The sequence below is a fragment of the Confluentibacter lentus genome (genome assembly GCF_002806995.1).
GTDB classification, from domain to species: Bacteria; Bacteroidota; Bacteroidia; order Flavobacteriales; family Flavobacteriaceae; genus Confluentibacter; species Confluentibacter lentus.
In genome coordinates this window covers 294030-320659 of record NZ_NIHE01000002.1, presented here as the reverse complement: position 1 = coordinate 320659, position 26630 = coordinate 294030, and the positions used below count along the sequence as shown (strand labels likewise).

24 protein-coding genes are annotated in these 26630 nt (G+C 33.9%); 14 read left to right on the top strand and 10 right to left on the bottom strand.

The window, feature by feature from the left end:
* The first annotated feature begins 227 nt into the window (after window positions 1–227).
* The 3 genes from CDH50_RS05340 (at window position 228) to CDH50_RS05330 (ending at window position 3692) form a co-directional block, all read left to right on the top strand.
* Entirely contained in the window at window positions 228–2366 is a 2139-nt protein-coding gene (locus CDH50_RS05340; RefSeq protein ID WP_232731966.1) for a histidine kinase, read from the top strand.
* 2 nt (window positions 2367–2368) lie between these two features.
* On the top strand, window positions 2369–3103 hold the full coding sequence (locus CDH50_RS05335) for a LytR/AlgR family response regulator transcription factor (protein WP_100610897.1): 735 nt from the start codon (window positions 2369–2371) through the stop codon (window positions 3101–3103).
* A 73-nt stretch (window positions 3104–3176) separates the two neighbouring features.
* Window positions 3177–3692 (top strand): gamma carbonic anhydrase family protein, encoded by a 516-nt coding sequence (locus tag CDH50_RS05330; protein ID WP_100610896.1) that lies wholly within the window; start codon window positions 3177–3179, stop codon window positions 3690–3692.
* Between the two features lie 92 nt (window positions 3693–3784).
* On the opposite strand, the gene murI is transcribed toward CDH50_RS05330, so the two are convergent.
* From murI to CDH50_RS05290, 8 genes are all read right to left on the bottom strand, one after another.
* Window positions 3785–4564 carry a glutamate racemase gene (gene murI / locus CDH50_RS05325; RefSeq protein WP_100610895.1) on the bottom strand — a complete coding sequence of 260 codons (780 nt, stop codon included), beginning with the start codon at window positions 4562–4564 and terminating at the stop codon, window positions 3785–3787.
* Between the two features lie 69 nt (window positions 4565–4633).
* Window positions 4634–5140, bottom strand: a complete 507-nt coding sequence (locus CDH50_RS05320) for an OmpH family outer membrane protein (RefSeq protein ID WP_100610894.1) — start codon at window positions 5138–5140, stop codon at window positions 4634–4636.
* 30 nt (window positions 5141–5170) lie between these two features.
* Complete coding sequence (locus tag CDH50_RS05315) at window positions 5171–6163, bottom strand: OmpH family outer membrane protein (RefSeq protein ID WP_100610893.1); 993 nt, start codon at window positions 6161–6163, stop codon at window positions 5171–5173.
* A gap of 274 nt (window positions 6164–6437) precedes the next feature.
* Window positions 6438–9110, bottom strand: coding sequence for a BamA/OMP85 family outer membrane protein (locus CDH50_RS05310; protein WP_100610892.1), 2673 nt, complete (start codon window positions 9108–9110; stop codon window positions 6438–6440).
* Window positions 9043–9783: an isoprenyl transferase gene (locus CDH50_RS05305; protein WP_100610891.1), complete on the bottom strand. Its 741-nt coding sequence runs from the start codon at window positions 9781–9783 to the stop codon at window positions 9043–9045. The genes CDH50_RS05310 and CDH50_RS05305 overlap by 68 nt, the downstream gene beginning before the upstream one ends.
* A 3-nt stretch (window positions 9784–9786) precedes the next feature.
* Window positions 9787–10473, bottom strand: coding sequence for a type IX secretion system protein PorG (gene porG, locus CDH50_RS05300; protein ID WP_100610890.1), 687 nt, complete (start codon window positions 10471–10473; stop codon window positions 9787–9789).
* Between the two features lie 99 nt (window positions 10474–10572).
* On the bottom strand, window positions 10573–11454 hold the full coding sequence (locus CDH50_RS05295; RefSeq protein ID WP_100610889.1) for an NAD kinase: 882 nt from the start codon (window positions 11452–11454) through the stop codon (window positions 10573–10575).
* 3 nt (window positions 11455–11457) lie between these two features.
* Entirely contained in the window at window positions 11458–12117 is a 660-nt protein-coding gene (locus CDH50_RS05290) for a CBS domain-containing protein (RefSeq protein WP_100610888.1), read from the bottom strand.
* 108 nt (window positions 12118–12225) lie between these two features.
* On the opposite strand from CDH50_RS05290, the gene CDH50_RS05285 reads away from it, so the two are divergent.
* From CDH50_RS05285 to clpX, 6 genes are all read left to right on the top strand, one after another.
* Window positions 12226–12939 (top strand): pyridoxine 5'-phosphate synthase, encoded by a 714-nt coding sequence (locus CDH50_RS05285; RefSeq protein WP_100610887.1) that lies wholly within the window; start codon window positions 12226–12228, stop codon window positions 12937–12939.
* Between the two features lie 28 nt (window positions 12940–12967).
* Window positions 12968–13732: an alpha/beta fold hydrolase gene (locus CDH50_RS05280; RefSeq protein WP_100610886.1), complete on the top strand. Its 765-nt coding sequence runs from the start codon at window positions 12968–12970 to the stop codon at window positions 13730–13732.
* A 35-nt stretch (window positions 13733–13767) separates the two neighbouring features.
* A complete protein-coding gene (locus CDH50_RS05275) occupies window positions 13768–14121 on the top strand; it encodes a phage holin family protein (RefSeq protein WP_100610885.1) in 354 nt (117 codons plus the stop codon).
* 135 nt (window positions 14122–14256) lie between these two features.
* A complete protein-coding gene (gene tig / locus CDH50_RS05270; protein WP_100610884.1) occupies window positions 14257–15585 on the top strand; it encodes a trigger factor in 1329 nt (442 codons plus the stop codon).
* A gap of 128 nt (window positions 15586–15713) precedes the next feature.
* Complete coding sequence (gene clpP / locus CDH50_RS05265) at window positions 15714–16388, top strand: ATP-dependent Clp endopeptidase proteolytic subunit ClpP (protein ID WP_100610883.1); 675 nt, start codon at window positions 15714–15716, stop codon at window positions 16386–16388.
* 74 nt (window positions 16389–16462) lie between these two features.
* Window positions 16463–17695 carry an ATP-dependent Clp protease ATP-binding subunit ClpX gene (gene clpX, locus CDH50_RS05260; protein ID WP_100610882.1) on the top strand — a complete coding sequence of 411 codons (1233 nt, stop codon included), beginning with the start codon at window positions 16463–16465 and terminating at the stop codon, window positions 17693–17695.
* A gap of 8 nt (window positions 17696–17703) precedes the next feature.
* Here clpX and CDH50_RS05255 read toward each other — a convergent pair whose 3' ends face one another.
* Window positions 17704–20199, bottom strand: coding sequence for a DUF5686 and carboxypeptidase-like regulatory domain-containing protein (locus CDH50_RS05255; protein ID WP_100610881.1), 2496 nt, complete (start codon window positions 20197–20199; stop codon window positions 17704–17706).
* 61 nt (window positions 20200–20260) lie between these two features.
* Window positions 20261–21238, bottom strand: a complete 978-nt coding sequence (locus CDH50_RS05250; protein ID WP_100610880.1) for a pyruvate dehydrogenase complex E1 component subunit beta — start codon at window positions 21236–21238, stop codon at window positions 20261–20263.
* A gap of 289 nt (window positions 21239–21527) precedes the next feature.
* Here CDH50_RS05250 and CDH50_RS05245 point away from each other — a divergent pair, with 289 nt between their 5' ends.
* The 5 genes from CDH50_RS05245 to CDH50_RS05225 all read left to right on the top strand — a co-directional run bounded on the left by CDH50_RS05245 (window position 21528) and on the right by CDH50_RS05225 (window position 26614).
* The gene (locus CDH50_RS05245; protein WP_100610879.1) at window positions 21528–22274 is read left to right on the top strand and encodes an electron transfer flavoprotein subunit beta/FixA family protein; all 747 of its coding nucleotides are present in this window, start codon (window positions 21528–21530) and stop codon (window positions 22272–22274) included.
* A 121-nt stretch (window positions 22275–22395) separates the two neighbouring features.
* Window positions 22396–23355: an electron transfer flavoprotein subunit alpha/FixB family protein gene (locus CDH50_RS05240; protein ID WP_100610878.1), complete on the top strand. Its 960-nt coding sequence runs from the start codon at window positions 22396–22398 to the stop codon at window positions 23353–23355.
* Window positions 23356–23476: 121 nt separating this feature from the next.
* A complete protein-coding gene (locus CDH50_RS05235; protein ID WP_100610877.1) occupies window positions 23477–24094 on the top strand; it encodes a bifunctional nuclease family protein in 618 nt (205 codons plus the stop codon).
* Between the two features lie 12 nt (window positions 24095–24106).
* Window positions 24107–25630 carry a NupC/NupG family nucleoside CNT transporter gene (locus CDH50_RS05230; protein ID WP_232731965.1) on the top strand — a complete coding sequence of 508 codons (1524 nt, stop codon included), beginning with the start codon at window positions 24107–24109 and terminating at the stop codon, window positions 25628–25630.
* 159 nt (window positions 25631–25789) lie between these two features.
* Complete coding sequence (locus CDH50_RS05225; RefSeq protein WP_100610876.1) at window positions 25790–26614, top strand: thymidylate synthase; 825 nt, start codon at window positions 25790–25792, stop codon at window positions 26612–26614.
* Window positions 26615–26630 lie beyond the last annotated feature (16 nt).

Genomic DNA, 26630 nt, shown 5'->3' with positions numbered 1-26630 from the left:
TATTACTCTAAATCTAAGAGCAACTTTTTTCTTAAAAAATGAATAATGAGTAAAACAAAAGGGTTGGTGAGTGAACCATCTTTATTAATGAGTGAAGACCTATTTTTAGCATGTAAATGTGAGTAAATAATAAAATCAGCATTTTATTATACCAAGTAAAGTGCGTAAGTTTATCTGCTTTTGAGTTGTGTATGAAACTATTTGCTAATTACTTAGGTGTATTTTTTATGCTGTGCTTCAGTACTGTTTTACAAGCGCAGAACAATCCTTTTAATAATACCGAAAGATTTACGGTAAGAGGTTCTGTTGTAGAAAAAGATACCCGTAACCCCATTAAAAATGTAAATATTGAGGTTAACGGCGGTTCTTATACTACTACAGATATGTTTGGGGAGTTTAAAATTGAAGCCAAAAAAGGAGATGAACTTATTATAAAGCATCAAGATTTTGAAACGGTTTATTATACCATACAAGATAATGAACGTATTATGGTTTTGGTAGAATCAACCAGTATGGAAGATTCTAGAACAAATGTAGCTTCAAAATCGAGAAACACCCAAATATTCAAATCACTTATTGATTCAGCGGAAACGTATTTAAAAAAGGATGCAAAAAAGAGTTTGCAATTTATTACCGACGCTTTGGCAAAGAGTAGTTCTGCAAAAGAAAATGCCGAGGTTTATGATGTTATTGGTGATATTTACATGTATTGGAAACAATATGATTTGGCGGTTTCGAATTATCGTATAAGTATTCAAAATATTCCATCGAATGAAACCAAATTGAAACTTGCCAAAGCGTTTCAGTTCAATAAAAATTACCAGGAAAGTATTCAAACCTATAATAGTGTTTCAAAAAAAGACCTTTCAAAATGGCAATTGGTGTCCCTTAATGAAGGGTTGGGCGATGTTAATCTGTTGACGAAAAATTATAAAGCTTCCATCGATTTTTATAAGGAAGGATTAAAAGTAGCGGAGGCCAACAAAATTTCAGCAAAAATTACCGATTTGAATTCCAAAATAGGCGAAGCCTATAGTGCCAGTGGAAATAACGAAGCTGCAAAGGATTATTTTAGTAAATCATTAAAATTAGCAACTACCGAAAATAAGAAAAGAGCTGCTGAAGAAAAAGTGAAGGTGGCCGATTTCCAAAATAATGTCAGTAATTATTCCAGTGAAATTCAGTTAAGAAAAGAAGCCTTAAAAGACATTGAAAAAGTGGGTGCACAAAATCAAGCCATTATAGACAATGAAAGTGCTTTAACACCACAAAAGCAAAACTATAAAATTGGAAGCGCTTTAGCCTTGCTAGGGGATTATCAAAACGCGATTCTGTTTCTTGAAAAAAGTATTGCTGAAGCTGATAAAAAGGAAGATCTTATCGTGCAAAAAGATGCGACTAGAAGACTTTCTGATGTGCATAGAGATGCCGGCGATTATAAAAAAGCACTGAGCGTTTATCAAGACTATGTCGATTTGGTAGATAAGGTTTATATTAAAAAGGAACAGGAAATTTCACAAGCGGCTCGTTTTAGCAAAGAATTGGCAGCAAAACAAAATAGGATTGTAAGCTTGGAAAGTGATAGGGAACTTTCTGAAAGTAAATACCAACTCACTAACGAACAAACAAAACGGCAACAGCTTGTTATTTACTCGCTTATCGGTGGCGTTTTATTATTGTTGGTTGCCGCTTATTTTATGTTTAAATACATTAAGCAACAACGGTTGGCAAATAATTTGCTCGCTTTAAAAACGTTGAGGAGCCAAATGAATCCGCATTTTATTTTCAATGCGTTGAATTCGGTGAATAGTTTTATAGCATCTAATGACGAACGAACGGCTAATAAATACCTTTCAGATTTTTCATTGTTGATGCGAGCCGTTTTAGAGAACAGTGAAGAAGATTTTATTCCGTTGAAAAAGGAAATTGAGCTTTTAGAGTTATACACCAAATTGGAGCATTTTAGGTTTAAGGATAAGTTTGATTACACGATTGATGTAGATGAAAATATCACCATTGAAGATTTTATAATTCCACCCATGTTATTGCAGCCGTACATTGAAAATGCAGTTTGGCACGGATTGCGTTATAAAAAGGATAAAGGACATTTGTCTATTTCAATTGCACAAACCAAGAATGATGAAATTACCATTACCATTGCTGATGATGGTATAGGCAGGGAACAATCGAAAGCTTTAAAAACCAAAAATCAACAAAAGCAAAATTCAAAAGGTATGGGAAATATTAAAAAGCGGGTTTCTATTTTAAACGCCATGTATAAAGATAAAGTAGATGTTTTTATTGAAGATTTTCAAAATGAAGGAGACACAGGAACTAAAGTTATGGTAACACTTAAAAAGGATTAAACATGAAATTGAACGCCATCATCGTAGAAGACGAAGAAACCAGTAGGAACATTCTAAAGAATTATCTAGAAAAATACTGTCCGAATGTGACTGTTTTAGGAGAAGCTGCCAATATTAATGAAGCGCTTATTTTGATAAATGACAATGATTTGGATTTAGTGTTTCTTGATGTGGAAATGCCTTATGGCAATGCTTTCGATTTATTGGATAAGCTTGAAGATATTAACTTTGAAACGGTATTTGTTACCGCCTACAATCATTATGCTATGGAAGCGTTGAATGCCCATGCCTCTTATTATTTGATGAAACCTATTTCTATTGACGAACTTATAAAGGCGGTTGACTATGTTTCCGAAATTAGGGTCAAAGAAAACGCCCTTCAAGACCACGTATTAATTCCCAGAACAAATACTGTAAACGGAAAAATAACACTCCCAGTTCAAGATGGGTTTGAAGTTATTAATACAGCGGATATTTTATATTGTAAAGCAGACGACAATTACACTGAAATTTATTTAACCAATAATAAAAAGAAATTGGTAAGCAAAACACTTAAATATTTTGAAGATGCCTTAAATGGTGGTAATTTTGCACGTGTACATAAATCGTATTTAATTAATGTGAATGAAGTGGTTAAATATTTAAAAGGAAAAGGTGGAAGTGTGGTGCTTAGTAATGGAAAAGAAATCATGGTTTCGGCTTCTAAAAAATCAGAGTTATTGGATTTTTTTAAGTAATGATTAAGAACAACTAATTTTTTTTTTTAGCTTAAGTAATATTCAATAGTAAATAGAAAATAATCAATTCGATATGCCAATTATAAAACCAGTAAACGGAAAATCCCCTCAAATACCTGAAGATTGTTACATAGCCGAAAATGCTACCATTGTAGGCGATGTGGTTATGGGAACTCAATGCAGTGTTTGGTTTAACGCTGTCATTCGTGGTGATGTTCACTTTATCAAAATGGGAAATAAAGTAAATGTTCAAGACGGTGCCGTTATTCACGCAACTTATAAAATTTCGCCTACTACTATTGGAAATAACGTGTCTATTGGTCATAATGCTATTGTACATGGGTGTACCATTCATGATAATGTTTTGGTGGGCATGGGTAGTATTATAATGGACGATTGCGTGGTAGAAAGCAACAGTATTATTGCCGCTGGCGCAGTTGTTACTAAAAACACTAGGGTAGAAGCGGGTAGTATTTATGCAGGTGTTCCGGCAAAGAAAGTTAAGGATATTAGTAAAGAACTTATTTCTGGTGAGATAGACCGTATAGCCAATAATTATATTAAATATTCAAGTTGGTTTAAAGAGTAAATATTCCTGTGCAGGCAGGAATCTATTAATTAAACCTTTAAAAAAGTATTACGTTTCTTTAGGATTCCTGCTTTCGTAGGAATTACAGACAGCTAAAAATCTAAATATTCAACTTTAAATTTAGAATCTAAAAGCGATTGCATCACTTTTGGATTTCCATTAGTGAAAAACTGATTTATAGGATGCGTTGTTTGTATATCAAGCAAATTATTCTTTTCTAAGATAGCTTTTGTCTGCCTTGCAACGGCTTCACCAGAATCTATGATTTTCACATGCTTAGGTAGTAAATCAACCAATATTGGGATTAAATAAGGGTAGTGTGTACAACCTAAAACTAAATAATCAATATTGGCAGCTATCATGGGTTTTAAATAGATTTTCAACAACACTTTCATGTCTTCAGAATCTAACTGGCCACTTTCAATAAGCTCTACAATACCTTCGCCAATACGTTCTATCACTTTAATATTGCTGGCGAATAAATTAGTGGTTTTATGGAATAAGTCGCTTGTTAGCGTTCCTTTGGTGGCCAAGATACCGATAGCTTTAGTTTGCGTATTTAATGCAGCAGGTTTAATGGCAGGTTCAATACCTATAAAAGAGATGTCATAGGTTTCCCTTAAAACATGGATGGCATTAGTTGTGGCAGTGTTGCAGGCCACAACAATAATTTTACAGCCTTTATCAATCAAGTATTCTGTATTTTTAATGCTTAAATTGATAATGGTTTCTTTTCCTTTTAATCCGTAGGGCGCATTAGCACTATCAGCTAAATAAATGGTGTTTTCATTTGGCAAAAGCCTATGGATTTCTTTCCAAATGGAAGTCCCACCAACACCAGAATCAAAAATACCAATAGGTTGTGTGCTCATAGTGTAACAAAAATAAAAAAGCTGTCTTGTAAAAGACAGCTTTAAGTAAATTTATTTATTCTAAAAAAATTAGATGCCTAATTCTTTTTTTACATCATTAAGTAAATCTTTACCATCTGCTACGATGGTTACGCCTACACCAGAATCCAAAACATACTCAAAACCTTGGGCTCTACCTACTTTTAAGATAGCAGCTCTCGCTTTTTCGGTAATGGGTTTAAATAGAATATCTCTTTTTTCTTCTATTTCTTGTTGTGCTTTAGTTCTAAATTGAATAGCATTTTGCTCCATGGTCATTAATTCTTCTTGTCTTTTAGCATTCTCTTCTTGAGTTTTAGTAGCTGCTTCAGCATTATATTGCTCCGATTTTTTCTGTAATTCGGTACCTAAGGCTTGCAAATCTGTTTGATATTGTTTTGAAAGCGTCTCAAGTTCAGTTTGAGCGGCTTTCATCTCTGGCATAGCAGTAATTAAATCATTCGTATTTATATGCGCAACTTTGCTTTGGGCGTATGTAAAACTTACGGCTCCAATACATAATACAGTTGCTAATAATAGGGTTTTTAATTGTTTCATTTTAAGTGTATTTTAATGTGTTATAAATTATTAATTATTGTTTATACTATCTTTTGTTTTTTGTCTGTCTTCTAAAATTTGTTTCTTTTTAGCCTCTAGTTCTTTAATTCTAGCTTCTCGTTCTGCTAATTTTTTCTGTCTATTTTCTTCTATAAGTTGTTCTCTTGTTTTGGTTTCTACCTGTTTTGCATCGGTAGCGGTAGTTGTTCCAGTTTCACTTTCTGAATTTGATGCGGTATTGTTTCTCGCATCCAGTTTTTCTTGTTTAGCTTTTTCACGCTCTTCTAAAATCTGTTGACGCTTTGCTTCTGCTTCTTTTTGCTTGGCTTCACGAGCTTCTAAAATTTCTTGTCTACGTTTTTCTATGGCACTTTCACGTTCAGCTTTCTTTTCTTCCAATGCTTGTTCCCGTGCTTCTAGTTCTTCATTTATCTCAGGGATCAATTCTTCTTCTTCAGCAGCTCTTTGTTCGGCTTTAGTTTCTGCCTGAGTTCGTTTGGATGCTCTTGTAATACTTCTTAAAACCTGTTCACTTAAATCAAACTGTTTTGCCGAATACAGCATCATGGCATCTGATGATTTATCAAAAATGAAATCGTACTTTCGGCTAGCTGCTAAATCTTGAACGGCTGAAAATACCTGATCCTGAATGGGTTGCATCAATTGTTTTTTTTGAATCATTAAATCACCATTGGGACCAAACCGTTTTTGCTGATAATCTAATATTTCATTTTCCTCAAAAGCAATATCTTCTTCGCGTTCATCTATAAGTTCCTTTGTCAACAATGCTTTTTCGTTGCTTAAATCTTTCCTTTTTTGTTCAATTGCTAGAAGTTTAGTTTGAATTTCATTTTTCCAGTCTTGGGCTTTATTATCAAGTTGCACCATGGATTCTTGATATTCCGGAACGTTTTCTAGAATATATTCGGTATCAATATAAGCGATTCTTACGCCACGTTGCGCGTTAGAATACAAGCTACACATGAGAACTAATGTCAATAAAAAAAGAACGTTATGCTTCATCTGTTTAAATATTTTTATAATTTATTGTCGTTAAATTCTAAAAAGACAAATGATTTTATTTGAAACCTATACCTTTTTTTGAATCTTAATTTTCGTCTGATTATTTTATTGATTTTTATTATCAGATGCCATTCGCAACGTAAAATATTTTTTAACCTTGTGAATATTTTATATTGCTCATTTCAAAATTAACGAAATTAAATCTTAAAAATTTTAATTATTGGTTCAAATAATTAAACTGTTAATAGAAAATATCGTGCCAAAAAAAATTCCCTTAAAATTGTTGTCCAATAATAAAGTGGGTTTCCCATCCATGACTACCAGTTTCTCCAAATAAAGGATCGAAGCCATGACCGAAATCTATTCCCAATAAACCAAATGCAGGCATAAAAATACGAACGCCAAAACCAGCTGAGCGGTATAGGTTAAAAGGATTGTAATCTCTAAAACTATTATAAGCCGATCCACCTTCCATAAAAGCTAATGCGTAAATTTTAGCAGATGCTTTTAGCGTAATTGGATAACGCAATTCTAATGAAAATTTATTGTAAATAGTGGCACCATCATTAGTGGTATTGCCTTCTCTGTCCAAAGGTTGTATGGATTGGTTTGGATATCCTCTTAATTGAATGACTTCTCTACCGTCCATCGCAAAATTGGCTAAACCGTCACCTCCTACGAAGTAACGTTCGAAAGGTATCACACCTCTATCATTATTGTAGGCTCCTAAAAAGCCAAACTCCACATTTGGTCTTAAAACCAAATCTTTAGTGATTTGGGTGAACCATTCCCCTTTAAAATTCACTTTATAAAATTCCAACCATTTGAAACGTTCTTGGTCAATTTCTGCAATTCTATCAGAAGCATCTTGTCTTATATTATCGGGATTTGTAGGGTTGTCCCTTATAATTTCAGAATTGTCCCTTTCTATTTTTAAAGCCGAATAATCAACGTCATTAAACAAAGAATATGGGATTGATAATTTTCCTGTAATACCAAAACGAGAACCTCCTGTGGGGTAAATAGGGTCTATATTGGTATCATCCCTACTTAAACCAATAGTGTAAGCCAAGTTTTTTGAACTACCATTGCCAAAAGTAAATAGCCCCGTATTGTAGTTGTTCAAGTCATAAATTTGAAAACTAAGCGCTTGAGATAATGTGAAATAATCATCGGGTACAGATAAACGTCTTGCTAAACCAACAGAAACACCAGTAATATTAAAGCTTTGATTTTTATCAGCCCTACGGGTTTGATAGTTATAAAGAAATTGTTTTGTTTGCGATAAAGATGTAGAAAATTGTACAGGTCTTTTGCCGCCTAGCCAAGGTTCAGAAAATGAAAAACTATAGGTTTGGAAAAATTGGCTTGCTTGTAAACGTAATGCTAATTTTTGTCCATCACCCATTGGAATAGGCTTATAAGCATCCTTATTGAAAAGATCTTTTATAGAAAAATTATTAAATGATAGACCAAGCGTTCCAATAAAACCACCGCCACCATAACCACCTTGAAGTTCAATTTGGCTTGACCCTGTTTCCTTGACAGAATATTCCATGTCTATAGTGCCTTCAAGCGGATTTACATTTTTAAAATTCGGAGAAATTTCTTGAGCATCAAAAAAGCCCAATTGGCCAAGTTCCCTAACGGTACGTACCACATTGGCTTTGCTATATATTTGACCAGGAAGTGTACGTAACATTCTGTAAACAACATGATCGTTGGTTTTGTCGTTACCAACTACAGATACGTTGTTAAAATAGGCGGGCTTCCCTTCAACGATTCTTATTTCTAAGTCAATAACATTATTGTCTGCACTTACTTCAACGGGGTCTATTTTCGAAAACAAATAACCGTAGTTTTGGTAAAGATTAGCGATATCATCCGAATCAGGTTTTGAATCATCTTGGATGCGTTTTTGTAATAAAACACCGTTGTAGGTATCACCTTTATTGATACGTAGCATCCTGCTTAACTGTTGGTTCGTGTAAATAGTGTTGCCAATAAATGTAATATCTCCAAACTTATATAGTTCACCTTCCTCTAAGTTTATTTGAAGGGAAATGGTTTTATCGTCATTTACAATTAAACTGTCAGATATAACACGCGCATCTCTATAGCCGTTTTCCTTATAGGCATCTATAAGTTTTGTTAAGTCTTCTTTATAATCTTTTTCTACGTATTTTGAACGTTTTAAAATGCGTATAGGATTTATTTGTTTGGTTTTTTTCATGCTCTTTCTAAGCTTTTTATCACTTAAAGCTTCATTTCCAGCAATAACAATATCCTTTATTTTTACTTTTTTTCCTTTATCAATGTTAACAACCATATTAACACGTGGTATTTGAAGAGAGTCTTTTACCTCCACAGTATTTATATTGACTTTGGTGTTGTAAAAGCCTTCTTTTTGATACTTAGTAGTTAAATAATTTTTTGTTGTGGCTTTAAGGTTTTCGGTTACTTTGGTGCCCTTTTCTAATTTGTTTTCCTTTATAATGGCTTCTATTTTTCCTTTTTTTACACCATTGATTTTAACTTCGTTAAGCTGTGGTAAATCTGAAAGACGAATTTCTAAATAGGCAACATTGCCTTCAATTTTTGTGACATAAATTTCTACATCGCTAAAAAGTTTTGACTCCCAAAGTTTTTTAATGGCAGTAACAGTTTCTTCACCCGGAATAGTGATTTCTTGGCCCTTAGTTAATCTAGAAGCTGCTACAACTGTTTGTTCGTTAAATGTTTTGCTTCCAGAAACGGAAACCCCTCCTATGGTGTATTTTTTACCAGTATCGTATGGGTCTTGAGCAGTTACATTAAAACTGATTGTAATTATAAATAATACAATGCATTGTTTTATAAGTGTTTTTATAGGTAGTTTATTAGCTAAGTTGTTCACTAGTTTTCCCAAATCGTCTTTCTCTTTTTTGATATTCAATAATAGCTTCATGCAAATGTTGCTTAGTAAAATCAGGCCAAAGTGTATCCGTAAAATACAATTCAGCATAAGCTATTTGCCATAGTAAAAAGTTACTTATTCGTTGCTCCCCGCTTGTTCTTATAAGTAAATCTACGTCTGGTAAATTTCGCGTGTAAAGATGCTCATTTATAATTGATTCATCAATTTTTTCGGCCGAAATTATATTATTTTTAACTTTAAAACTAATTTCTTTTACTGTATTAATAAGTTCTTCCCTCGAACCATAGCTTAGAGCAATGGTTAAAGTCATTCTATTGTTGTTTTTGGTTTTTTCAATAACTTCCAATAATTCTTTGTGCACCTTGGCAGGAAGTGTATCTAAGGTGCCTATGGCACATAGTTTTATGTTGTTTTCATGAAGTGATTTAATTTCTTTTCTTAAAGAAGAGATTAATAACTTCATAAGTGTGTCCACTTCAAACTTTGGTCGGTTCCAATTTTCTGTAGAAAATGCATAAAGCGTTAGGTTTTCTATGCCAATTTCCGCACTGCCTTCAACGACTTGTTTAACGGCTTTAGCACCATTTTCATGACCAAAAGTACGCATCATGCCATGTTGTTTTGCCCAACGGCCATTGCCATCCATAATAATGGCAATATGCTTTGGTAATTTTTTGGCTTGTATGCTTTCTGGTAAGTTCATTTTTTAATTTATACAATAACAAGGGTTTTGTCCAAAAGAATAGGTTAACATAATACCTGAAAAGACATACCAATCGTTATTATTAATGTTACCGAATCTATTTGCTAAATGGTTTGTATTGTTTGGAAGGCTTCCGTCAATGGCATCAGTGAATGTATAACGCGCACCAACTTCAACACTTAAAACAAAATTATCAATAAATGTGGTTTTAAAGCCTATAGCCATGGGGATACCAAAAGCCCAGCTTGATGCATTTTCAGATGTTTGAACACCATTTTGGAAATAATAATCATCATAATTGGCAACCGTTATTCCAGAATATAAATAAGGTGTTGATAATTTTTCTCCAGAGTGTAAATCGAAATCAAAAAAAGTAAGCTCCATGCCAACTGAAGCTTCAACAATTTTATTGGTAAAATTATAACCTCTTTGTGTACGTCTTGGATCATCAGATTTTAAATCATCGCCTTGTAAATCTGTAAAAATCAAAGCCGCTCTGTATGAATGCCTTGTGCTTCTGTTCCATCTATAAACGGCTCCAAATGCCAATTGGTTAGGCGATATATAATTAGTAGCGCCAACATCACCAATAAAATTACTGCCACCAACATAAATGCCAAGCTCATTGATTTGAGAGTGACTGTATTGGATGGTTAAAATGCTTATAATAATTATGGTTATATACCTCATAAGAATTTAAAAGTTTGCAAATATAATAAATAAGATTACCCCAAAGCAATTTGAGTTGATTTGTATGAGTTTAAAACAACATTTACTAAAAATTATTGTTTAATTACGCGTATCTTCTCCCCAAAGAAGTTTTTTACGAAGGGTATCTAAAAAGCTTTCATTTAATAAATCAATCATTTTAATTTTAAATGGGGCTTTTTTAATTTTTATGAGGGTATTATTGTCTAAAGTTGCAATGCGAGAGTCCAGCGATATTAAATGATTATCTTCCCTACCCGCAACTTTAAGATGTATTTCTGTAGAATCTGGAATAACTAAAGGGCGCGCACTTAAATTATGCGGGGCTATAGGCGTTAATACAAAGCTATTGGTATCGGGAGTTATTACAGGGCCTCCACAACTTAGGGAATATCCTGTTGAGCCAGTTGGCGAAGATACTATAAGACCATCACTCCAGTACGATGTTAAGTATTCCCCATTTAAATAAGTTTCTACCGATATCATAGAGGTGGTATTTTTTCTATTAACGGCTATTTCATTCAATGCAAAGTTAAGTGAAGTGATATCTTTGTTTTCTGGAATAGTTTCTACTGATAATAATGTGCGCTCTGAAATGGTATATTTACCGTCGATAATATCTTGAATGGCACTTTCTATCCCATCAACTTGAATAGTTGCCAAAAAACCCAAACGGCCAGTGTTAATTCCAATAATAGGAATATCAATGTCTTTAACAAAGGTAATAGCCCTTAAAATGGTGCCATCGCCACCAACGCTAACAAGCAAATCGAAGGATTTATCTAAGTCATCGAATGTTTTAAAGTTAGAATAGTTGTTATTGGGAGCTGCCGCTTTAATGATGTTATAAAATTCGGTTTCTATATAGGCATCAACATCTTTTTTTAATAAATAATTAAATAATGTTTCAACAGAACTAGATGTGGTTTTATTGTAAAATCTTCCGAAAACGGCAACCTTCATAAACTAAATATTTAAGTATTTATTCAAATAATCCGATCGTTCCTTAAGGCTCTCTATATAGCTATCTTCCTCATGTCCAGATACAACATTATAACTATAGCGCCTAAACGTTTGAATGATGGAACTTAGTCCAACATTGCCAATTTTAATGGTTATTTGTACAACATCATTTTTTATTCTGGACACAAAAGCACCTAGTATTTTTCCGTTATTTGATTCAACAATCTGGCTAATTTCACTCATAGAATAATCATTAATACCTTTTTCTATAACCAAAATGCCACCAGGAGCCGTAAAAAATGGAGAATCGCCAAATAAACTTATAATATCATTTAGTTCGTAATAGCCTAAATATTTGTTTTTTTCATCAAGAACAGGCATAATGTTGGCAGAGTTTCTAGCAAACGCTTCTAGAACGTCTAGCCAAAGGGTGGTATTTCTAACGAAAAAATCCTCAAAGGCATGGCTAAACTCACTTAACGGTTTGTCACTTTCAAAACAATGTGCATCCGTTTCAGAAAAGCAACCTAAATAGATGTGGTCATCATTTTCAATGGGAATGTGTGAATAAGTAAGCTGATTGAACATCATCTGCAAATCACTTATTTTACTATTCCTATTTAAAGGTTTAATGTCGTTAATAATGTATTCTGAAAGTTTCATCGGTAGATGTTTACTTTATTTTCACATGTTTTATAAGTGTGCAAATTAATCAAAAAAAAAGTATGTATGCCTGTTCTACTTTGTATTTTTGCGTTTTAAAACGGATTCATGACAAAGTTAAGTGTAAATATTAATAAGATAGCTACATTAAGAAATTCTAGAGGAGGCAATGTGCCCAATGTGGTGCAGTTTGCAAAAGATGTACAGCGATTTGGGGCAGAAGGAGTTACCATACACCCAAGGCCAGATGAGCGGCATATTCGTTATCAAGATGCCCGCGATTTAAAGCCTGTTGTTTATACGGAATATAATATTGAAGGCAATCCCGTTGATTCATTCATGAAACTAGTTTTAGAAGTGAAACCAACACAAGTGACTTTGGTTCCTGATGCCGAGGATGCCATAACATCCAACGCAGGGTGGGACACCATTAAGCATAAAGATTTTTTGGCTGATGTGATTAAAGAGTTTCAACAAAATGGGATTAGGACGTCGATTTTTGTAGATCCCGTTTTAAAGCAAATTGAAGGTGCCAAAGAAACAGGAACGGACAGAATTGAATTGTATACCGAAAGTTTTGCGCATCAATATAGCTTGGGCAACAAAAATGCCGTAAAGCCTTTTACTGAAAGCGCTGAATTAGCCCATGAATTAGGTTTAGGAATTAATGCAGGGCATGATTTGTCTCTTGAAAACATTAAATTTTTTAAAGACCATATTCCCAATTTGTTGGAGGTTTCCATTGGTCATGCATTAATTGCAGAAAGCTTATATTTAGGTATTGAGAATGTTGTTCAAATGTATCTTCAAAGGTTGAAGTGAATCGTAAATCAAAAATCGTAAATCAAAAATGCTTTTACATTCAAATATATTAGGCGAAGGCAAACCATTTGTTATTCTTCATGGATTTTTGGGAATGAGTGATAATTGGAAAACCATGGGTCAAAAATTTAGTGAAAATGGATTTCAAGTACATTTGCTAGATCAGAGAAACCACGGGCATAGTTTCCATAGTAATGAATTTAATTACGAGGTTCTTGTAAAAGATTTAAAAACTTATTGTGAAGCAAATAATTTGAATGATATTGTTTTATTGGGTCATTCCATGGGCGGAAAAACGGCGATGTTGTTTGCTACTAAGTATCCAAATATGGTTTCAAAACTATTAGTAGCCGATATTTCCCCTCGATTTTATCCAGTGCATCATGACGGTATTTTAAACGGTTTAAGTGCTCTAAATTTTGATATTATTAAAAGCAGAGGAGAAGCCGATGACTTATTAAGCAGGTATGTATCTGATTTTGGCACCAGACAATTTTTACTGAAAAATCTGTATTGGATTGAAAAAGGCAAATTGGCGTTGCGGATGAATTTAGATATTTTAAAAGAAGAAGTTGCAGAAATAGGAGAGCCGCTTCCAAGCCAAGCTAGATTTGAAAAAGAAACGCTTTTTTTAAAAGGTGATCGGTCAGAATATATTGGAGATGAAGATGAAAACATCATTCAAAATCATTTCCCAAATGTTCAAATAGTAACCATAGCAAATGCTGGACATTGGTTGCATGCCGAAAATCCAGAAGATTTTTTTGACGCTGTAATTAAATTCATTAAATAAATAATTTTTGTACTTTTATTGAAAATCCATTAAAAATGAATCTAATTATCAAACTTTTATTAAATGCCTTAGCCGTATTTATATTGGCTTATTTCTTGCCCGGTGTTGAATTATCTGGAGATAAATTTGTTACAGCAATTATAGTCGCCATCGTGTTATCGGTTTTAAACTTGTTGGTAAAACCAATCCTTGTTATTCTTACACTGCCCATAACCATTCTCACTTTGGGATTGTTTTTGCTCATTATAAATGCCTTGATTATTCTTTTGGTAGATAGACTTATAGATGGTTTTTCTGTAAGTAGTATATGGGTAGCCATTCTGTTTAGTATCTTATTATCGGTGCTTCAATCCATCTTACATTCGCTTTTAAAAGAAGGCAACAACTAGTCTAAATACAGTATATTAAAACTTTGTTAGGATGTAAAAAAGTTATATTTTTGCATCCCGATTTCAGTTACAAAAAATTCAAGCTTTAAAAAGGCTTTTTGTTAAATCCCCTATTAGGGTTTTATATCATTTAAAATGAATATTACAAGAGAAAACGTTGATGCATTAAATGCTGTAGTAAAAGTAGATATTGCTAAAGAAGATTACATTACCAAAGTAGAGAAAATCTTAACAGATTATCGTAAAACTGCCAACATTCCAGGATTCAGAAAAGGACATGTGCCTATGGGAATGGTTAAAAAACAGTATGGAAAAGCCGTTTTGGTTGATGAGGTAAATAAGTTGTTGCAAGATGCTTTAAATAAGTATTTAACTGAAGAAAAACTAGATGTTTTAGGGCAGCCGTTACCAAAACCTCAAGATAATATTGATTGGGATGCTGATGGGTTTTCATTTGAATTTGAGTTGGGCTTAGCTCCAGAATTTGAAGTTAATTTAGATAGCAAAAAACCAATCGATCAATATATTATCGTTGCTGACGACAAAATGATTGACGAGCAAGTGGAGCGTATTCAAAAGCAATATGGGAAATTAATATCTCAAAGTGAAGTTGAAGCAGATAGTAATATTACAGGTGTTTACAAAAATGAAGAACGCGAGATTGAAAGCACAGTAACTTTAACTTTAGATAAATTTAAAAATAAAGCGACTCAAAAACAGTTTATTGGTGCTAAAGTTGGTGATGTTATTGCCTTAAATACAAAAGGACTTTATGAGGATGAACATGATTTGATGCACGCCTTAAAATTAGGCCATGATGATGTCCACGGTTTGGCTATTGATGTGACATTCACAATTACAGAAATAAGTAAAAGTGAATTGGCAGATTTAGATCAAGAGTTGTTTGATAGATTATTTGGGAAAGGCAATGTTAATTCGGTAACCGAATTAAAAGAGAAGATAAAAGAGGATGCAGAAAAGCAATTCAAACAACAAGCCGATCAAAAATTATTGAACGATGTTACCGAATATTTAGTTGAAAATACCAAGTTTGACTTACCTGCAAAATTTTTACAAAAATGGATGCAAACTGCTGGTGAAAAACCTATGGATAGCGATCAAGCTCAAGAAGAGTATGAGAAGTCTGAAAAAAGTTTACGTTACCAATTGATTGAAGGTAAATTGATAACTGATAATAATATTCAAGTAACTTTAGAAGATATCAAAGGTCATGCAAGAGAAATGATTCGAGTTCAAATGGCGCAATTCGGGCAATTAAATCCTACTGATAAGGAATTGGATGATATTGCAGCCCGTGTACTGTCAAACCAAGATGAAGCCCGTAGAATTTCTGAACAACTTATAAGTCAAAAACTTATAACCTTATACAAAGAAAAAGCAAATTTAAAGGTTAAGGAATTGACTTATGAAAACTTCATCAAAGAAGTTTACGGAGACAAATAAACCTTAAATTTAAATAATTATTCATTATATTTAGGCGCTTTAATTTATACATTAAGGCGCTTTTCATTAAGTAAAAAAGCTCGAGTTTATACTACAAGGGTTTAATTAAAGTTATAATAATAATCACTATGGATTACGCAAAGGAATTTGAAAAATTCGCTATAAAAGATCAAGGTATTAGCAGTACATATTACAATAAAATTATCAGTAGTATGTATCCAGCAAATATGACACCTTATATTATTGAAGAACGTCAATTGAATATTTCACAATTAGATGTTTTTTCACGTTTAATGATGGACCGCATTCTGTTTTTAGGAACAGGAATTAATGATAATGTTGCTAATATTGTTCAAGCACAATTATTGTTTTTAGAAAGTGTTGATGCATCAAAAGATATTCAAATGTATATTAATTCTCCAGGCGGCGGTGTGTATGCTGGTTTGGGAATTTATGATACTATGCAGTTTATAAAACCCGATGTAGCAACTATTTGCACAGGTATGGCTGCATCAATGGGCGCTGTATTGTTATGTGCGGGAGCCAAAGGAAAAAGAAGTGGATTAACACATTCCCGTGTTATGATTCATCAGCCACTTGGTGGTGCTCAAGGACAAGCTAGTGATATAGAAATTACTGCCAGAGAAATATTGATTTTAAAAGAAGAACTTTATAAAATCATCAGTAAGCATTCCGGTCAACCATACGACAAAGTGTATGAAGATAGTGATAGGGATTATTGGATGAAAGCTGATAAAGCGAAACAATATGGTATGATTGACGAGGTTTTAGCTCGTAGTTAAACATTTTTTTGTAATTTTATAAATTCTAATAAGAGAATTAATATCATTTTTCTCTCATTTTAAATAAATGATTAATGGCAAAAGAACAATTAGAATGCTCGTTTTGTGGTAGAAAAAAACCCGAGACGAATCTGTTAATAGCAGGATTAGATGCCCATATATGCGATAGATGTATTGAGCAAGCGCACGGCATTGTTATTGAAGAATCTAAACAAAGTGATAGCAGTGACTTATCTGCTGAACTAAAGTTACGGAAACCTTTACAGATTAAAGAATTTTTAGACCAATACATTATTGGTCAGGATGCCACCAAAAAAGTGATGTCTGTAGCGGTTTATAATCATTACAAGCGTTTATTACAACCTGCAACAACAGATGATATTGATATTCAAAAGAGTAATATCGTTATGGTTGGTCAAACAGGTACTGGTAAAACGTTGATAGCCAAAACGATTGCTAAAATGCTTAATGTGCCTTTAGCCATTGTTGATGCTACTGTTTTAACTGAAGCAGGTTATGTAGGTGAAGATGTTGAAAGTATTTTAACAAGATTGTTGCAGGCAGCTGATTATAATCTTGAAAAAGCTGAAAAAGGTATTGTGTTTATTGACGAAATAGACAAAATCGCCCGAAAAAGTGATAATCCTTCCATAACACGAGATGTATCTGGTGAAGGTGTACAACAAGCCCTTTTAAAATTATTGGAAGGAACCGTTGTTAATGTGCCACCAAAAGGAGGTAGAAAACATCCAGACCAAAAATTTATTGAAGTCAATACCGAAAATATTTTGTTTATTGCTGGTGGTGCGTTTGATGGCATTGAGCGAATTATATCCAGACGCTTGAACATGCAAGCGGTTGGTTACAGTGCTTCCATATCTGATGATGTTGTAGACCAAAACAATTTATTGCAGTATATCATTCCTAAAGATTTAAAGGATTTTGGTTTAATTCCTGAAATTATTGGAAGATTACCTGTATTAACATATATGGATCCTTTGGATGCTGAAACATTAAGAGCCATTCTAACAGAGCCTAAAAATGCTATCATTAAACAATATAAAAAGTTGTTTAATATGGATAATGTAGAGTTTACCATTACAGATGGTGCTTTAGATTATATTGTTGGCAAAGCGGTTGAGTATAAACTTGGGGCAAGGGGCTTACGTTCCTTATGTGAAGAAATTTTAACAGATGCGATGTTTGAATTGCCTAGTAGCGATGAGAAAAAATTGAACGTTACTAAAATGTACGCAGAAGATAAATTATCAAAGACCACTTTGAAAAAGTTAAAAGCAGTTTCGTAAAGTTTTGTTTAAAAATAAAATCCGAAGGTGCCCGTAATTCCAAATTTGCGGGCATTTTCATTTTCTAGATAATTGCCTCTAAAGTTAAAGTCAATTCTAAAGACTTTAAATATATTACCAATTCCAAAGCTATATTCATAGTACACTTTATCATTAGGAGCTACTAAAGGAATGCTGTTAGGATTGCTTGTTGTACTTAATGCCACATTTGCATCTGAAATGTCTCCCCAAACACCACGTAAACTGACAATCTCCCTAAGATTATATTTTCTTAAAAAAGGGATTCTTGAAAAGATGCGACCATTGAAATTATGCTCCAAATGAAAAGATGTATAGGTATCTGAAACAAACTCATAAAAATCTAGTTGAGGAAAGGTGTTATAGATTGAAAAATACGATTGATTTCCGGGTATAACGCTTAATAATCCTAGAGGAACTTCGCCAAAGGTTTTTCCGGCTTCTACGGTCGTGGTTAATCTGCCATAACCACCAACTTGCCAAGGTTGAATATAAGAAAGCTGAACTTTAGTATAATCGAAATCGCTATCCAATACACCTTTATCGCCACGACTTACTTGAGCAAAAAGGCTGGCAAAATTATCATTAGCAATTTTACGTTCTACACCAAATCCTGTCATTTTTCTACCGGGAAAATAAGAAACAGAGACTGAAGATTCAAATTGTTTGATTTCAGACTCAATACCATCAGGGGTGTTATAATCTAAACTAAACGTTGGTGAAGCCGATTCCAGGGTTCTGTAATTTCCTCCTAATCTTATTATAAAATTACGCCAAGGCTCAAGCTCAATAGCTAGACTAGTTAGGTTTATGGATGTTAATTTATCATTGGCTCCAGTTCCTACTACAGAGGAAGAAGCAAAACTACGCCCCAGCACATCTGTAGAGGTGGTTAAACTAGCCCCAATTTGCTCAACATCGCGCCGATTTCCTCCGGAAATAATGAATCTGCTTTTTTTGTCTAAAAGCCATTTTCCTGAAAAACCATATTTAAATTTGTCGTCTTTGAATCCGTAAGCTAAAAATCCTTCCAATCGCCATAAATCGTTTTTTCCAAAATAGGTACGCCCGCCTGTCCGCAATCTCAACCCTTCCACTTCATTAAAACCAAACGTTGAAAATATGGGGCCATAATCTAATGGCAAGGCATTAAACTCAATATAACCAGAAGCTAGTATACTTCCTAGATTATATAAACGTTTGAATTTTTTGACCGTCTTTAAAGTGTCCAACATTTTGTAAACACCTTTCTCATCCTGATTTAAAGCTTCCAGACGATTTTCAGCCCAAAAATCATCATCCCTATCATAAACATCCTCATTATAATTGTAAACGTCTTCATCGTAGAATTTTTTTTCCTTAAGGTTATCAAACACATAATTATCATACAATGTGGTGCGTTTGCCATAAATACCATGGGATGTTTCTTTTTTGTTAAAAGCGAAATCAGACATCATATAATCCCGTTTTATAAGAAAAACGGAATCATTAAGTACTTCAAATTCTTGTTCAATATAAATGTCTTTTACCCAGTTAATATTAGCGCTTTTTGATGCCTGTAGATTAATTTCTTTAATGGCATACGTGGTATCGGCTACCCAAAAATCCCCTTTAAAAGTTAATTCATTTTTACGTCTAGGATAGTAAATAATATTATAGCACCATTTATTATCTATAAATGAGCTATCGGCTAATACATAATTATAAGTGTTAATGCCCGTTCTCGATAAGGGGCTTACAAAACCTTTATCAAAAAATTGCAAGTAATTATCATAAATATCAAAATCGGGATACAATTCACCAACAAAATCTATAATGGTTTGATTATCGCTAAAGCCAGAATTTTTATTTCCTTTTAAAACTTCTTTTTTCTTGTTAATAAGATTGTCACCATACACCTGCGAAACGGCTTCGTTGATAAACATAGGCAAATATGTTTTTCCAGTAACACTTGAGGTATCTACCTGATCGAAAACAAATTCCATACCTCTAAAAAGCTTACTTTTCATCAGCGAGCTATCAATGGTATTGATATCAAACTCTACTTTTTCGTATTTACTGTATTCGTATTGATTGAATTTTTTTAAGCCGTTTTTACGCTTGTGTTCCCATATTTTTCTGAGGATATCTATAGCAGGATTGTCTTTTTTGGACTGCTTGCCGGCAGTAATAAAAACTTGGTCAAGTTGAGAGGCTTCTTCTTTAAGCGTGAATTTTAAATCGTAATTCACTTTTTTATCTAAGGTAATTTCGAGAGTTTGGTAACCAATAAAAGATACAATCAAGGTATTCCAAGTTTGATTGGATTCTAAATAAAATTTTCCGTTTTCATCTGTAATGGTTCCTTGGGAAGAACCCTTAAACAAAACATTGGCAAATGGAACAGATTGGTTATATTCATCAAAAACGTAACCGCTTACTTTAGTTTGAGCAAGTAGATTTAGAATTCCGAATAAAAATAGGGCAATAGTTAATTTTATCTTCATATAAAAAAAACTTCATCAACAAGTGTGCTAATGAAGTTTATATAACGTAAAATGTTTTATTTTATTTATATAAAACTTTTTTTACCGCTTTAATAACATCCTTGCTATTTGGCAACCATTCTGCAAATAGAACGGGTGAGTATGGCGCTGGTGTATCAGCGGTATTGATTTTTACAATGGGAGCATCCAAATAATCAAATGCTTCAGACTGTACAATATAGGTAATTTCAGTAGCTACATTTCCAAAAGGCCATGCTTCTTCTAAAACGACTAAACGATTTGTTTTTCTAACTGATTTCAAGATAGCTTCTTTGTCCATAGGTTTTACGGTACGCAAATCTATGATTTCACAAGAAATACCTTCTTTAGCTAATTCGTCGGCTGCTATATAAGCTTCTTTAATAATTTTTCCAAAAGAGACAATAGTGACATCGGTACCCTCACGCTTTATATCTGCAACTCCCAATGGAATAACATATTCGCCTTCTGGAACTTCTCCTTTATCACCATACATTTGCTCGCTTTCCATAAAAATAACAGGGTCATCGTCACGAATAGCCGCTTTTAAAAGTCCTTTGGCATCATAAGGATTTGAGGGGACTACCACTTTTAATCCAGGTGTATTGGCAAACCAACTTTCAAATGCTTGAGAATGCGTAGCACCTAATTGACCAGCAGATGCTGTTGGTCCACGGAATACAATGGGGCATTTAAATTGACCGCCAGACATTTGTCTTATTTTGGCAGCATTATTTATAATTTGATCAATTCCAACAAGAGAAAAGTTGAACGTCATATACTCAACAATGGGTCGGCAGCCTGTCATGGTGGAGCCAATCGCAATACCAGCAAAACCAAGTTCTGCAATAGGCGTATCAATTACTCGTTTTGCTCCAAATTCGTCTAGCATGCCCTTCGATGCTTTATAAGCACCATTATATTCTGCAACTTCTTCACCCATTAAATAAATGCTTTCGTCCCTTCGCATTTCTTCGCTCATGGCTTCGCAAATAGCTTCTCTAAATTGAATTGTCTTCATTCGCTTATTTTATCTTCCCCAATAAAGGAATTTCTTAATACTTATCTTGAATACCTTTTGTAAATTCAATTGCAAAAATAGGAATAAAAGGTGTACTATTTTTAAAAGAATTATTTAAATTTATTATGCATGCATAATAATTATTTAGAATAAAATAATTAACTTCGTAGCTTAAAGTCTATGAAATTTTTGATGGACTTTAAGTTGATTGTATTTGGTTGTAATATGCTATTTTATGCTAGTTATATCCATTACAGACAAAATATTAATATGCTTTAAATTATTGATAATGAAAATACTTGTATGCATAAGTCATGTGCCAGACACGACATCAAAAATTAATTTTTCAGATAATAATACCAAATTTGATACCAACGGAGTGCAATTTGTAATTAACCCAAATGATGAATTTGGTTTAACAAGAGCCATGTGGTTTAAGGAAAAACAAGGAGCAACGGTCACTGTTGTAAATGTTGGCGGACCAGAAACAGAGCCGACACTTCGCAAGGCTTTAGCGATAGGGGCAGATGCTGCCATTAGAGTAAATACGGTTGCTACGGATGGTTTTTCAGTAGCTAAACAATTGGCAAATGTGGTGAAAGATGGTGGTTACGATTTAGTTATAGCAGGCCGTGAATCAATTGATTATAATGGCGGGATGGTGCCAGGTATGATTGCAGGTTTAACAAGCGCTAATTTTATCAACAATTGTATTGGTTTAGAAATTGAAGGTACTTCGGTTAAAGCCATAAGAGAGATTGATGGTGGTAAAGAGACACTTTCTACGTCGTTGCCGTTAGTCATTGGTGGACAAAAAGGCTTGGTTGAAGAAAGCGATTTACGCATACCAAATATGAGAGGCATTATGATGGCACGCCAAAAGGCATTAAATGTTTTAGAACCTATTGATGCCAACGCTGAAACTACTTCCACTAAATTTGAAAAACCAGCACCAAAAGGGGCTATTAAATTAGTATCTCCAGATAATTTAGATGAATTAATAAACTTACTTCATAACGAAGCGAAAGTGATTTAGATTCGATAGACAAACTTCAAATTCAAGACGGGATAATTGGAATTTGGTGCTTGGTAAAATATAAAGTTAATATGAAATCATGAGATTCCCGCTTTCGTGGGAATGAAAAAACAAGAAGATTATGTCAGTTTTAGTATATACAGAATCAGAACAAGGAAAATTTAAAAAAGTAGCTTTTGAAGTGGCTTCCTATGCCAAAGCAGTTGCCAATCAATTGGGAACGACGGTTACAGCCATAGCAATGAATGTTAATGATACATCTCAATTAGCAATGTATGGTGTAGATAAAGTATTAAATGTTACCAATACGCAGTTGGATAATTTTAATGCCAAAATCTATGCAAACATCATAAAACAAGCTGCCGAAAAAGAAAGCACTAAAGTAGTTATTATTGGCTCAAGTGCCAATAGCAAGTATTTAGCACCCTTATTGGCAGTAGAGCTTAATGCTGGTTATGCGTCCAATGTTATTGAAGCACCTTCAAATATATCCCCATTTACGGTTAAACGTACCGCATTTACAAACAAAGCGTTTGAGTTTACGCAAATTAATACCGATGTGAAAATAGTTGGGGTTTCAAACAATTCGTTCGGTTTAGTAGAATCTTCAGGTAGTGCTACTGCCGAAGCATTTTCTCCTTCACTTTCTGAATCAGGGATTAACATAGAATCAGTTGATAAAGTAACTGGTAAAGTAAGTATAGCCGATGCTGAGATTGTTGTTTCAGCTGGGAGAGGTTTAAAAGGACCTGAAAATTGGGGCATGATTGAAGAATTGGCATCCGTTTTAGGTGCTGCTACTGCTTGTTCCAAACCAGTTTCAGATTTGGGTTGGAGGCCACACGGTGAACACGTTGGACAAACAGGAAAACCTGTTGCTGCAAATTTATACATAGCTATTGGAATTTCTGGGGCCATTCAGCATTTAGCAGGAATTAACGCCTCAAAGGTTAAGGTGGTTATTAATACAGATTCTGAAGCGCCATTCTTTAAAGCGGCCGACTATGGTGTAATTGGAGATGCTTTTGAAGTGGTTCCGCGGCTTGTAGAAAAATTAAAAGCATTTAAAGCACAACAATAAATTATTTTTTATAAATTGTATTAGCAAAAAAAGGCTGTTAAATACGGTTTTTATAGACAAATCTGCGTCAGGCGGTTTGGTAAAGTCCTAATTTAAACAGTTCTTTGCGTTTTTATAAATTATGAGTCTAGTTAGATTAAATATAAAAGGGATATCTTATAGCCAAACCCAGAATGGTGCATATGCATTAATATTGAATGAGGTTGATGGAGACCGCAAGCTTCCTATTGTTATTGGAGCATTTGAAGCCCAATCTATTGCCATTGCTTTAGAAAAGGAAATAAAACCACCAAGGCCTTTAACTCACGATTTATTCAAAAATTTTGCCGATAGGTTTGATATTGTCATCAAACAGGTCATCATCCATAAATTGGTTGATGGAGTTTTCTATTCCAGTTTAATATGCGAACGCGATAAAATTGAAGAAATTATCGATGCTAGAACCAGCGATGCCATTGCTTTAGCACTTCGCTTCGATGCTCCTATTTTTACTTACAAAAATATATTGGATAAGGCAGGCATTTATCTGAAAGTGGAGTCAAAAAAACCGAAGGAAGACGAACATGAGAATAGCGTTTTAATGGATGAATTATTAGAAACTAATCTTGAGCCAAGTACACCTAAAGAAAATTATTCAACAAAAACATTAGAAGAGCTCCATAATTTGTTAGATGAAGCCGTAAGTAACGAAGATTATGAAAAAGCGGCCCATATAAGGGACGAAATTTCCAAGCGATAATACTCAAAACGTATGAAGCATATTTTTTTGTCTGTTTTTGTTATTTTATTTAGTGTATCAACACTATTAGCACAAGAGCCAGGCCTAAAAGATACTCCAGAAATAGAGCAAGTACGGGACAAATCGCAATTAACATTAGTCAATTCAGATACTACTGAGTCGATCTTACTTCAAAATAAAGAGGCACAAAGCACTCCACAATCTTCAGAAAAAAACACCATTATTCCAAGTCAAGGGGTTTCAATAGATAGTTTATGGCGCGGTATTTTAGGGATGGTTTTTTTAATATTTATAGCTTATATATTCAGCAAAAATAGGAAGGCTATAGATTGGAAAATAGTAGGTTTGGGACTTGCATTTCAATTACTCATAGCCATCGGGGTTTTAAAGGTTGAATTTATTAAAACCATATTCGAATTTGTTGGAAGCCTATTTGTAAGTGTCTTAGAATTCACAAGAGCAGGAAGCCAATTTTTGTTTGAAGGTTTGGTGGTAGATCAAGAAAAATTTGGATACATTTTTGCATTTCAAGTATTACCAACCATCATATTCTTTTCAGCATTAACATCTGTTCTTTTTTACTTAGGAATTATACAAAAAGTAGTAAAAGCAATGGCTTGGTTATTGTCAAAATTCTTGAAAGTTTCAGGAGCCGAAAGTTTAAGTGTCGCAGGTAATATTTTCTTAGGTCAGACAGAAGCACCATTATTGATTAAGGCATATTTGGAAAAAATGAATAAGTCTGAAATGCTATTGGTTATGATTGGTGGTATGGCAACAGTTGCAGGAGCTGTATTGGCTGCATATATAGGCTTTTTAGGTGGTGAAGACCCAGAATTAAGACTATTTTATGCAAAGCACCTTTTAGCAGCCTCGGTTATGGCAGCTCCGGGAGCCATTGTCATTTCAAAAATATTATATCCACAAACCGAAGAAGTGAATAACGATGTAAGTGTTTCGCAAGACGTTATTGGAACTAACTTTTTAGATGCTATAGCCAATGGGACTACCGAAGGTCTAAAATTAGCGGTTAATGTTGGTGGGATGCTTTTGGTTTTTGTCGCTTTTATAGCCATGATGAATGGTATGTTAGGTTGGATTGGTGATGTTACCACTATCAACGATTGGGTTTTGAATCACACCGTATATAAAAGTCTGTCCCTCGAACTTATCTTAGGCTATATTTTCGCCCCACTTATGTGGATTATTGGAGTAGCAAAAGAAGATATGGCACTTATGGGGCAGCTTTTAGGTATCAAGCTAGCGGCGAGTGAATTTGTGGGATATATTCAATTGGCAGAACTTAAAAATGTAGCCAGTGTTACACATCTAAAATTTGAGAAATCTATTATTATTGCTACTTATATGCTATGCGGTTTTGCCAATTTTGCATCCATAGGCATTCAAATAGGAGGTATTGGTTCTTTGGCACCTGGACAGCGAAAAACCCTTTCGGAATTTGGTATGAGGGCCTTACTTGGCGGCACCATTGCCTCTTTAATTTCCGCAACGATTGCAGGTATGATTATTGGGTAATATATTCCTATAAAAGCAGGAATCTTGTCAATCTTAGTTAATAACTTTGTAATATATTTTGAAACTCTAACTATTAGGGGTTGTCACTTTTTCATATTTTTAATCATTCAAAAAGTTTAATTTAAATAGTTTCTTCCATTTGGGAAGACGGAAGATGGGATGAAGCAATATCACGACCTAGTAAAGCATGTTTTAGAAAATGGGAATGAAAAAGGAGACCGTACCGGCACGGGTACAAAAAGTGTTTTCGGTTACCAAATGCGATTTGATTTAAGCGAAGGTTTCCCAATGCTAACTACCAAAAAACTGCATTTAAAATCCATTGTTTATGAATTACTTTGGTTTTTGAAAGGCGATACCAATATTCATTATTTAACCGAAAATGGCGTTCGTATTTGGAATGAATGGGCTGATGAAAATGGCGATTTAGGTCCCGTTTATGGACATCAATGGCGCAACTGGAACAGTGATGACATTGACCAAATAAAAGAAGTAGTAGAAACGTTGAAAAAAAATCCAAATAGCAGACGTATGTTGGTGTCTGCTTGGAATCCTTCAGTATTGCCAGATACTTCGAAATCCTTCAGTGAAAATGTGGCAAATGGAAAAGCTGCTTTGCCACCTTGCCATGCTTTTTTTCAGTTTTATGTAGCTGATGGAAAACTGTCTTGCCAACTGTATCAACGTAGTGCTGATATTTTTTTAGGGGTGCCTTTCAATATAGCGTCATATGCACTATTTACTATGATGATGGCTCAAGTTTGTGGCTACCAAGCAGGTGATTTTATCCATACTTTTGGTGATGCACATATATATAGCAATCATTACGAACAATTGGAATTACAACTTTCCAGGGAGCTGAGACCATTGCCAAAAATGATATTAAATCCAGAAGTTAAAGATATTTTCGATTTTAAATTTGAAGACTTTACGTTGGTAGATTATAATCCGCATCCGCATATAAAAGGAGCTGTTGCCATATAAAAAAAGTGCTTTCATT

Bases quoted from the DNA above. Each gene is read 5' to 3' on its own strand.
- CDH50_RS05340 (WP_232731966.1), top strand. From the start codon at position 228: ATGCTGTGCTTCAGTACTGTTTTACAAGCGCAGAACAATCCTTTTAAT.
- CDH50_RS05335 (WP_100610897.1), top strand. From the start codon at position 2,369: ATGAAATTGAACGCCATCATCGTAGAAGACGAAGAAACCAGTAGGAAC.
- CDH50_RS05330 (WP_100610896.1), top strand. From the start codon at position 3,177: ATGCCAATTATAAAACCAGTAAACGGAAAATCCCCTCAAATACCTGAA.
- murI (WP_100610895.1), bottom strand. From the start codon at position 4,564: ATGAGCACACAACCTATTGGTATTTTTGATTCTGGTGTTGGTGGGACT.
- CDH50_RS05320 (WP_100610894.1), bottom strand. From the start codon at position 5,140: ATGAAACAATTAAAAACCCTATTATTAGCAACTGTATTATGTATTGGA.
- CDH50_RS05315 (WP_100610893.1), bottom strand. From the start codon at position 6,163: ATGAAGCATAACGTTCTTTTTTTATTGACATTAGTTCTCATGTGTAGC.
- CDH50_RS05310 (WP_100610892.1), bottom strand. From the start codon at position 9,110: ATGAAGCTATTATTGAATATCAAAAAAGAGAAAGACGATTTGGGAAAA.
- CDH50_RS05305 (WP_100610891.1), bottom strand. From the start codon at position 9,783: ATGAACTTACCAGAAAGCATACAAGCCAAAAAATTACCAAAGCATATT.
- porG (WP_100610890.1), bottom strand. From the start codon at position 10,473: ATGAGGTATATAACCATAATTATTATAAGCATTTTAACCATCCAATAC.
- CDH50_RS05295 (WP_100610889.1), bottom strand. From the start codon at position 11,454: ATGAAGGTTGCCGTTTTCGGAAGATTTTACAATAAAACCACATCTAGT.
- CDH50_RS05290 (WP_100610888.1), bottom strand. From the start codon at position 12,117: ATGAAACTTTCAGAATACATTATTAACGACATTAAACCTTTAAATAGG.
- CDH50_RS05285 (WP_100610887.1), top strand. From the start codon at position 12,226: ATGACAAAGTTAAGTGTAAATATTAATAAGATAGCTACATTAAGAAAT.
- CDH50_RS05280 (WP_100610886.1), top strand. From the start codon at position 12,968: ATGCTTTTACATTCAAATATATTAGGCGAAGGCAAACCATTTGTTATT.
- CDH50_RS05275 (WP_100610885.1), top strand. From the start codon at position 13,768: ATGAATCTAATTATCAAACTTTTATTAAATGCCTTAGCCGTATTTATA.
- tig (WP_100610884.1), top strand. From the start codon at position 14,257: ATGAATATTACAAGAGAAAACGTTGATGCATTAAATGCTGTAGTAAAA.
- clpP (WP_100610883.1), top strand. From the start codon at position 15,714: ATGGATTACGCAAAGGAATTTGAAAAATTCGCTATAAAAGATCAAGGT.
- clpX (WP_100610882.1), top strand. From the start codon at position 16,463: ATGGCAAAAGAACAATTAGAATGCTCGTTTTGTGGTAGAAAAAAACCC.
- CDH50_RS05255 (WP_100610881.1), bottom strand. From the start codon at position 20,199: ATGAAGATAAAATTAACTATTGCCCTATTTTTATTCGGAATTCTAAAT.
- CDH50_RS05250 (WP_100610880.1), bottom strand. From the start codon at position 21,238: ATGAAGACAATTCAATTTAGAGAAGCTATTTGCGAAGCCATGAGCGAA.
- CDH50_RS05245 (WP_100610879.1), top strand. From the start codon at position 21,528: ATGAAAATACTTGTATGCATAAGTCATGTGCCAGACACGACATCAAAA.
- CDH50_RS05240 (WP_100610878.1), top strand. From the start codon at position 22,396: ATGTCAGTTTTAGTATATACAGAATCAGAACAAGGAAAATTTAAAAAA.
- CDH50_RS05235 (WP_100610877.1), top strand. From the start codon at position 23,477: ATGAGTCTAGTTAGATTAAATATAAAAGGGATATCTTATAGCCAAACC.
- CDH50_RS05230 (WP_232731965.1), top strand. From the start codon at position 24,107: ATGAAGCATATTTTTTTGTCTGTTTTTGTTATTTTATTTAGTGTATCA.
- CDH50_RS05225 (WP_100610876.1), top strand. From the start codon at position 25,790: ATGAAGCAATATCACGACCTAGTAAAGCATGTTTTAGAAAATGGGAAT.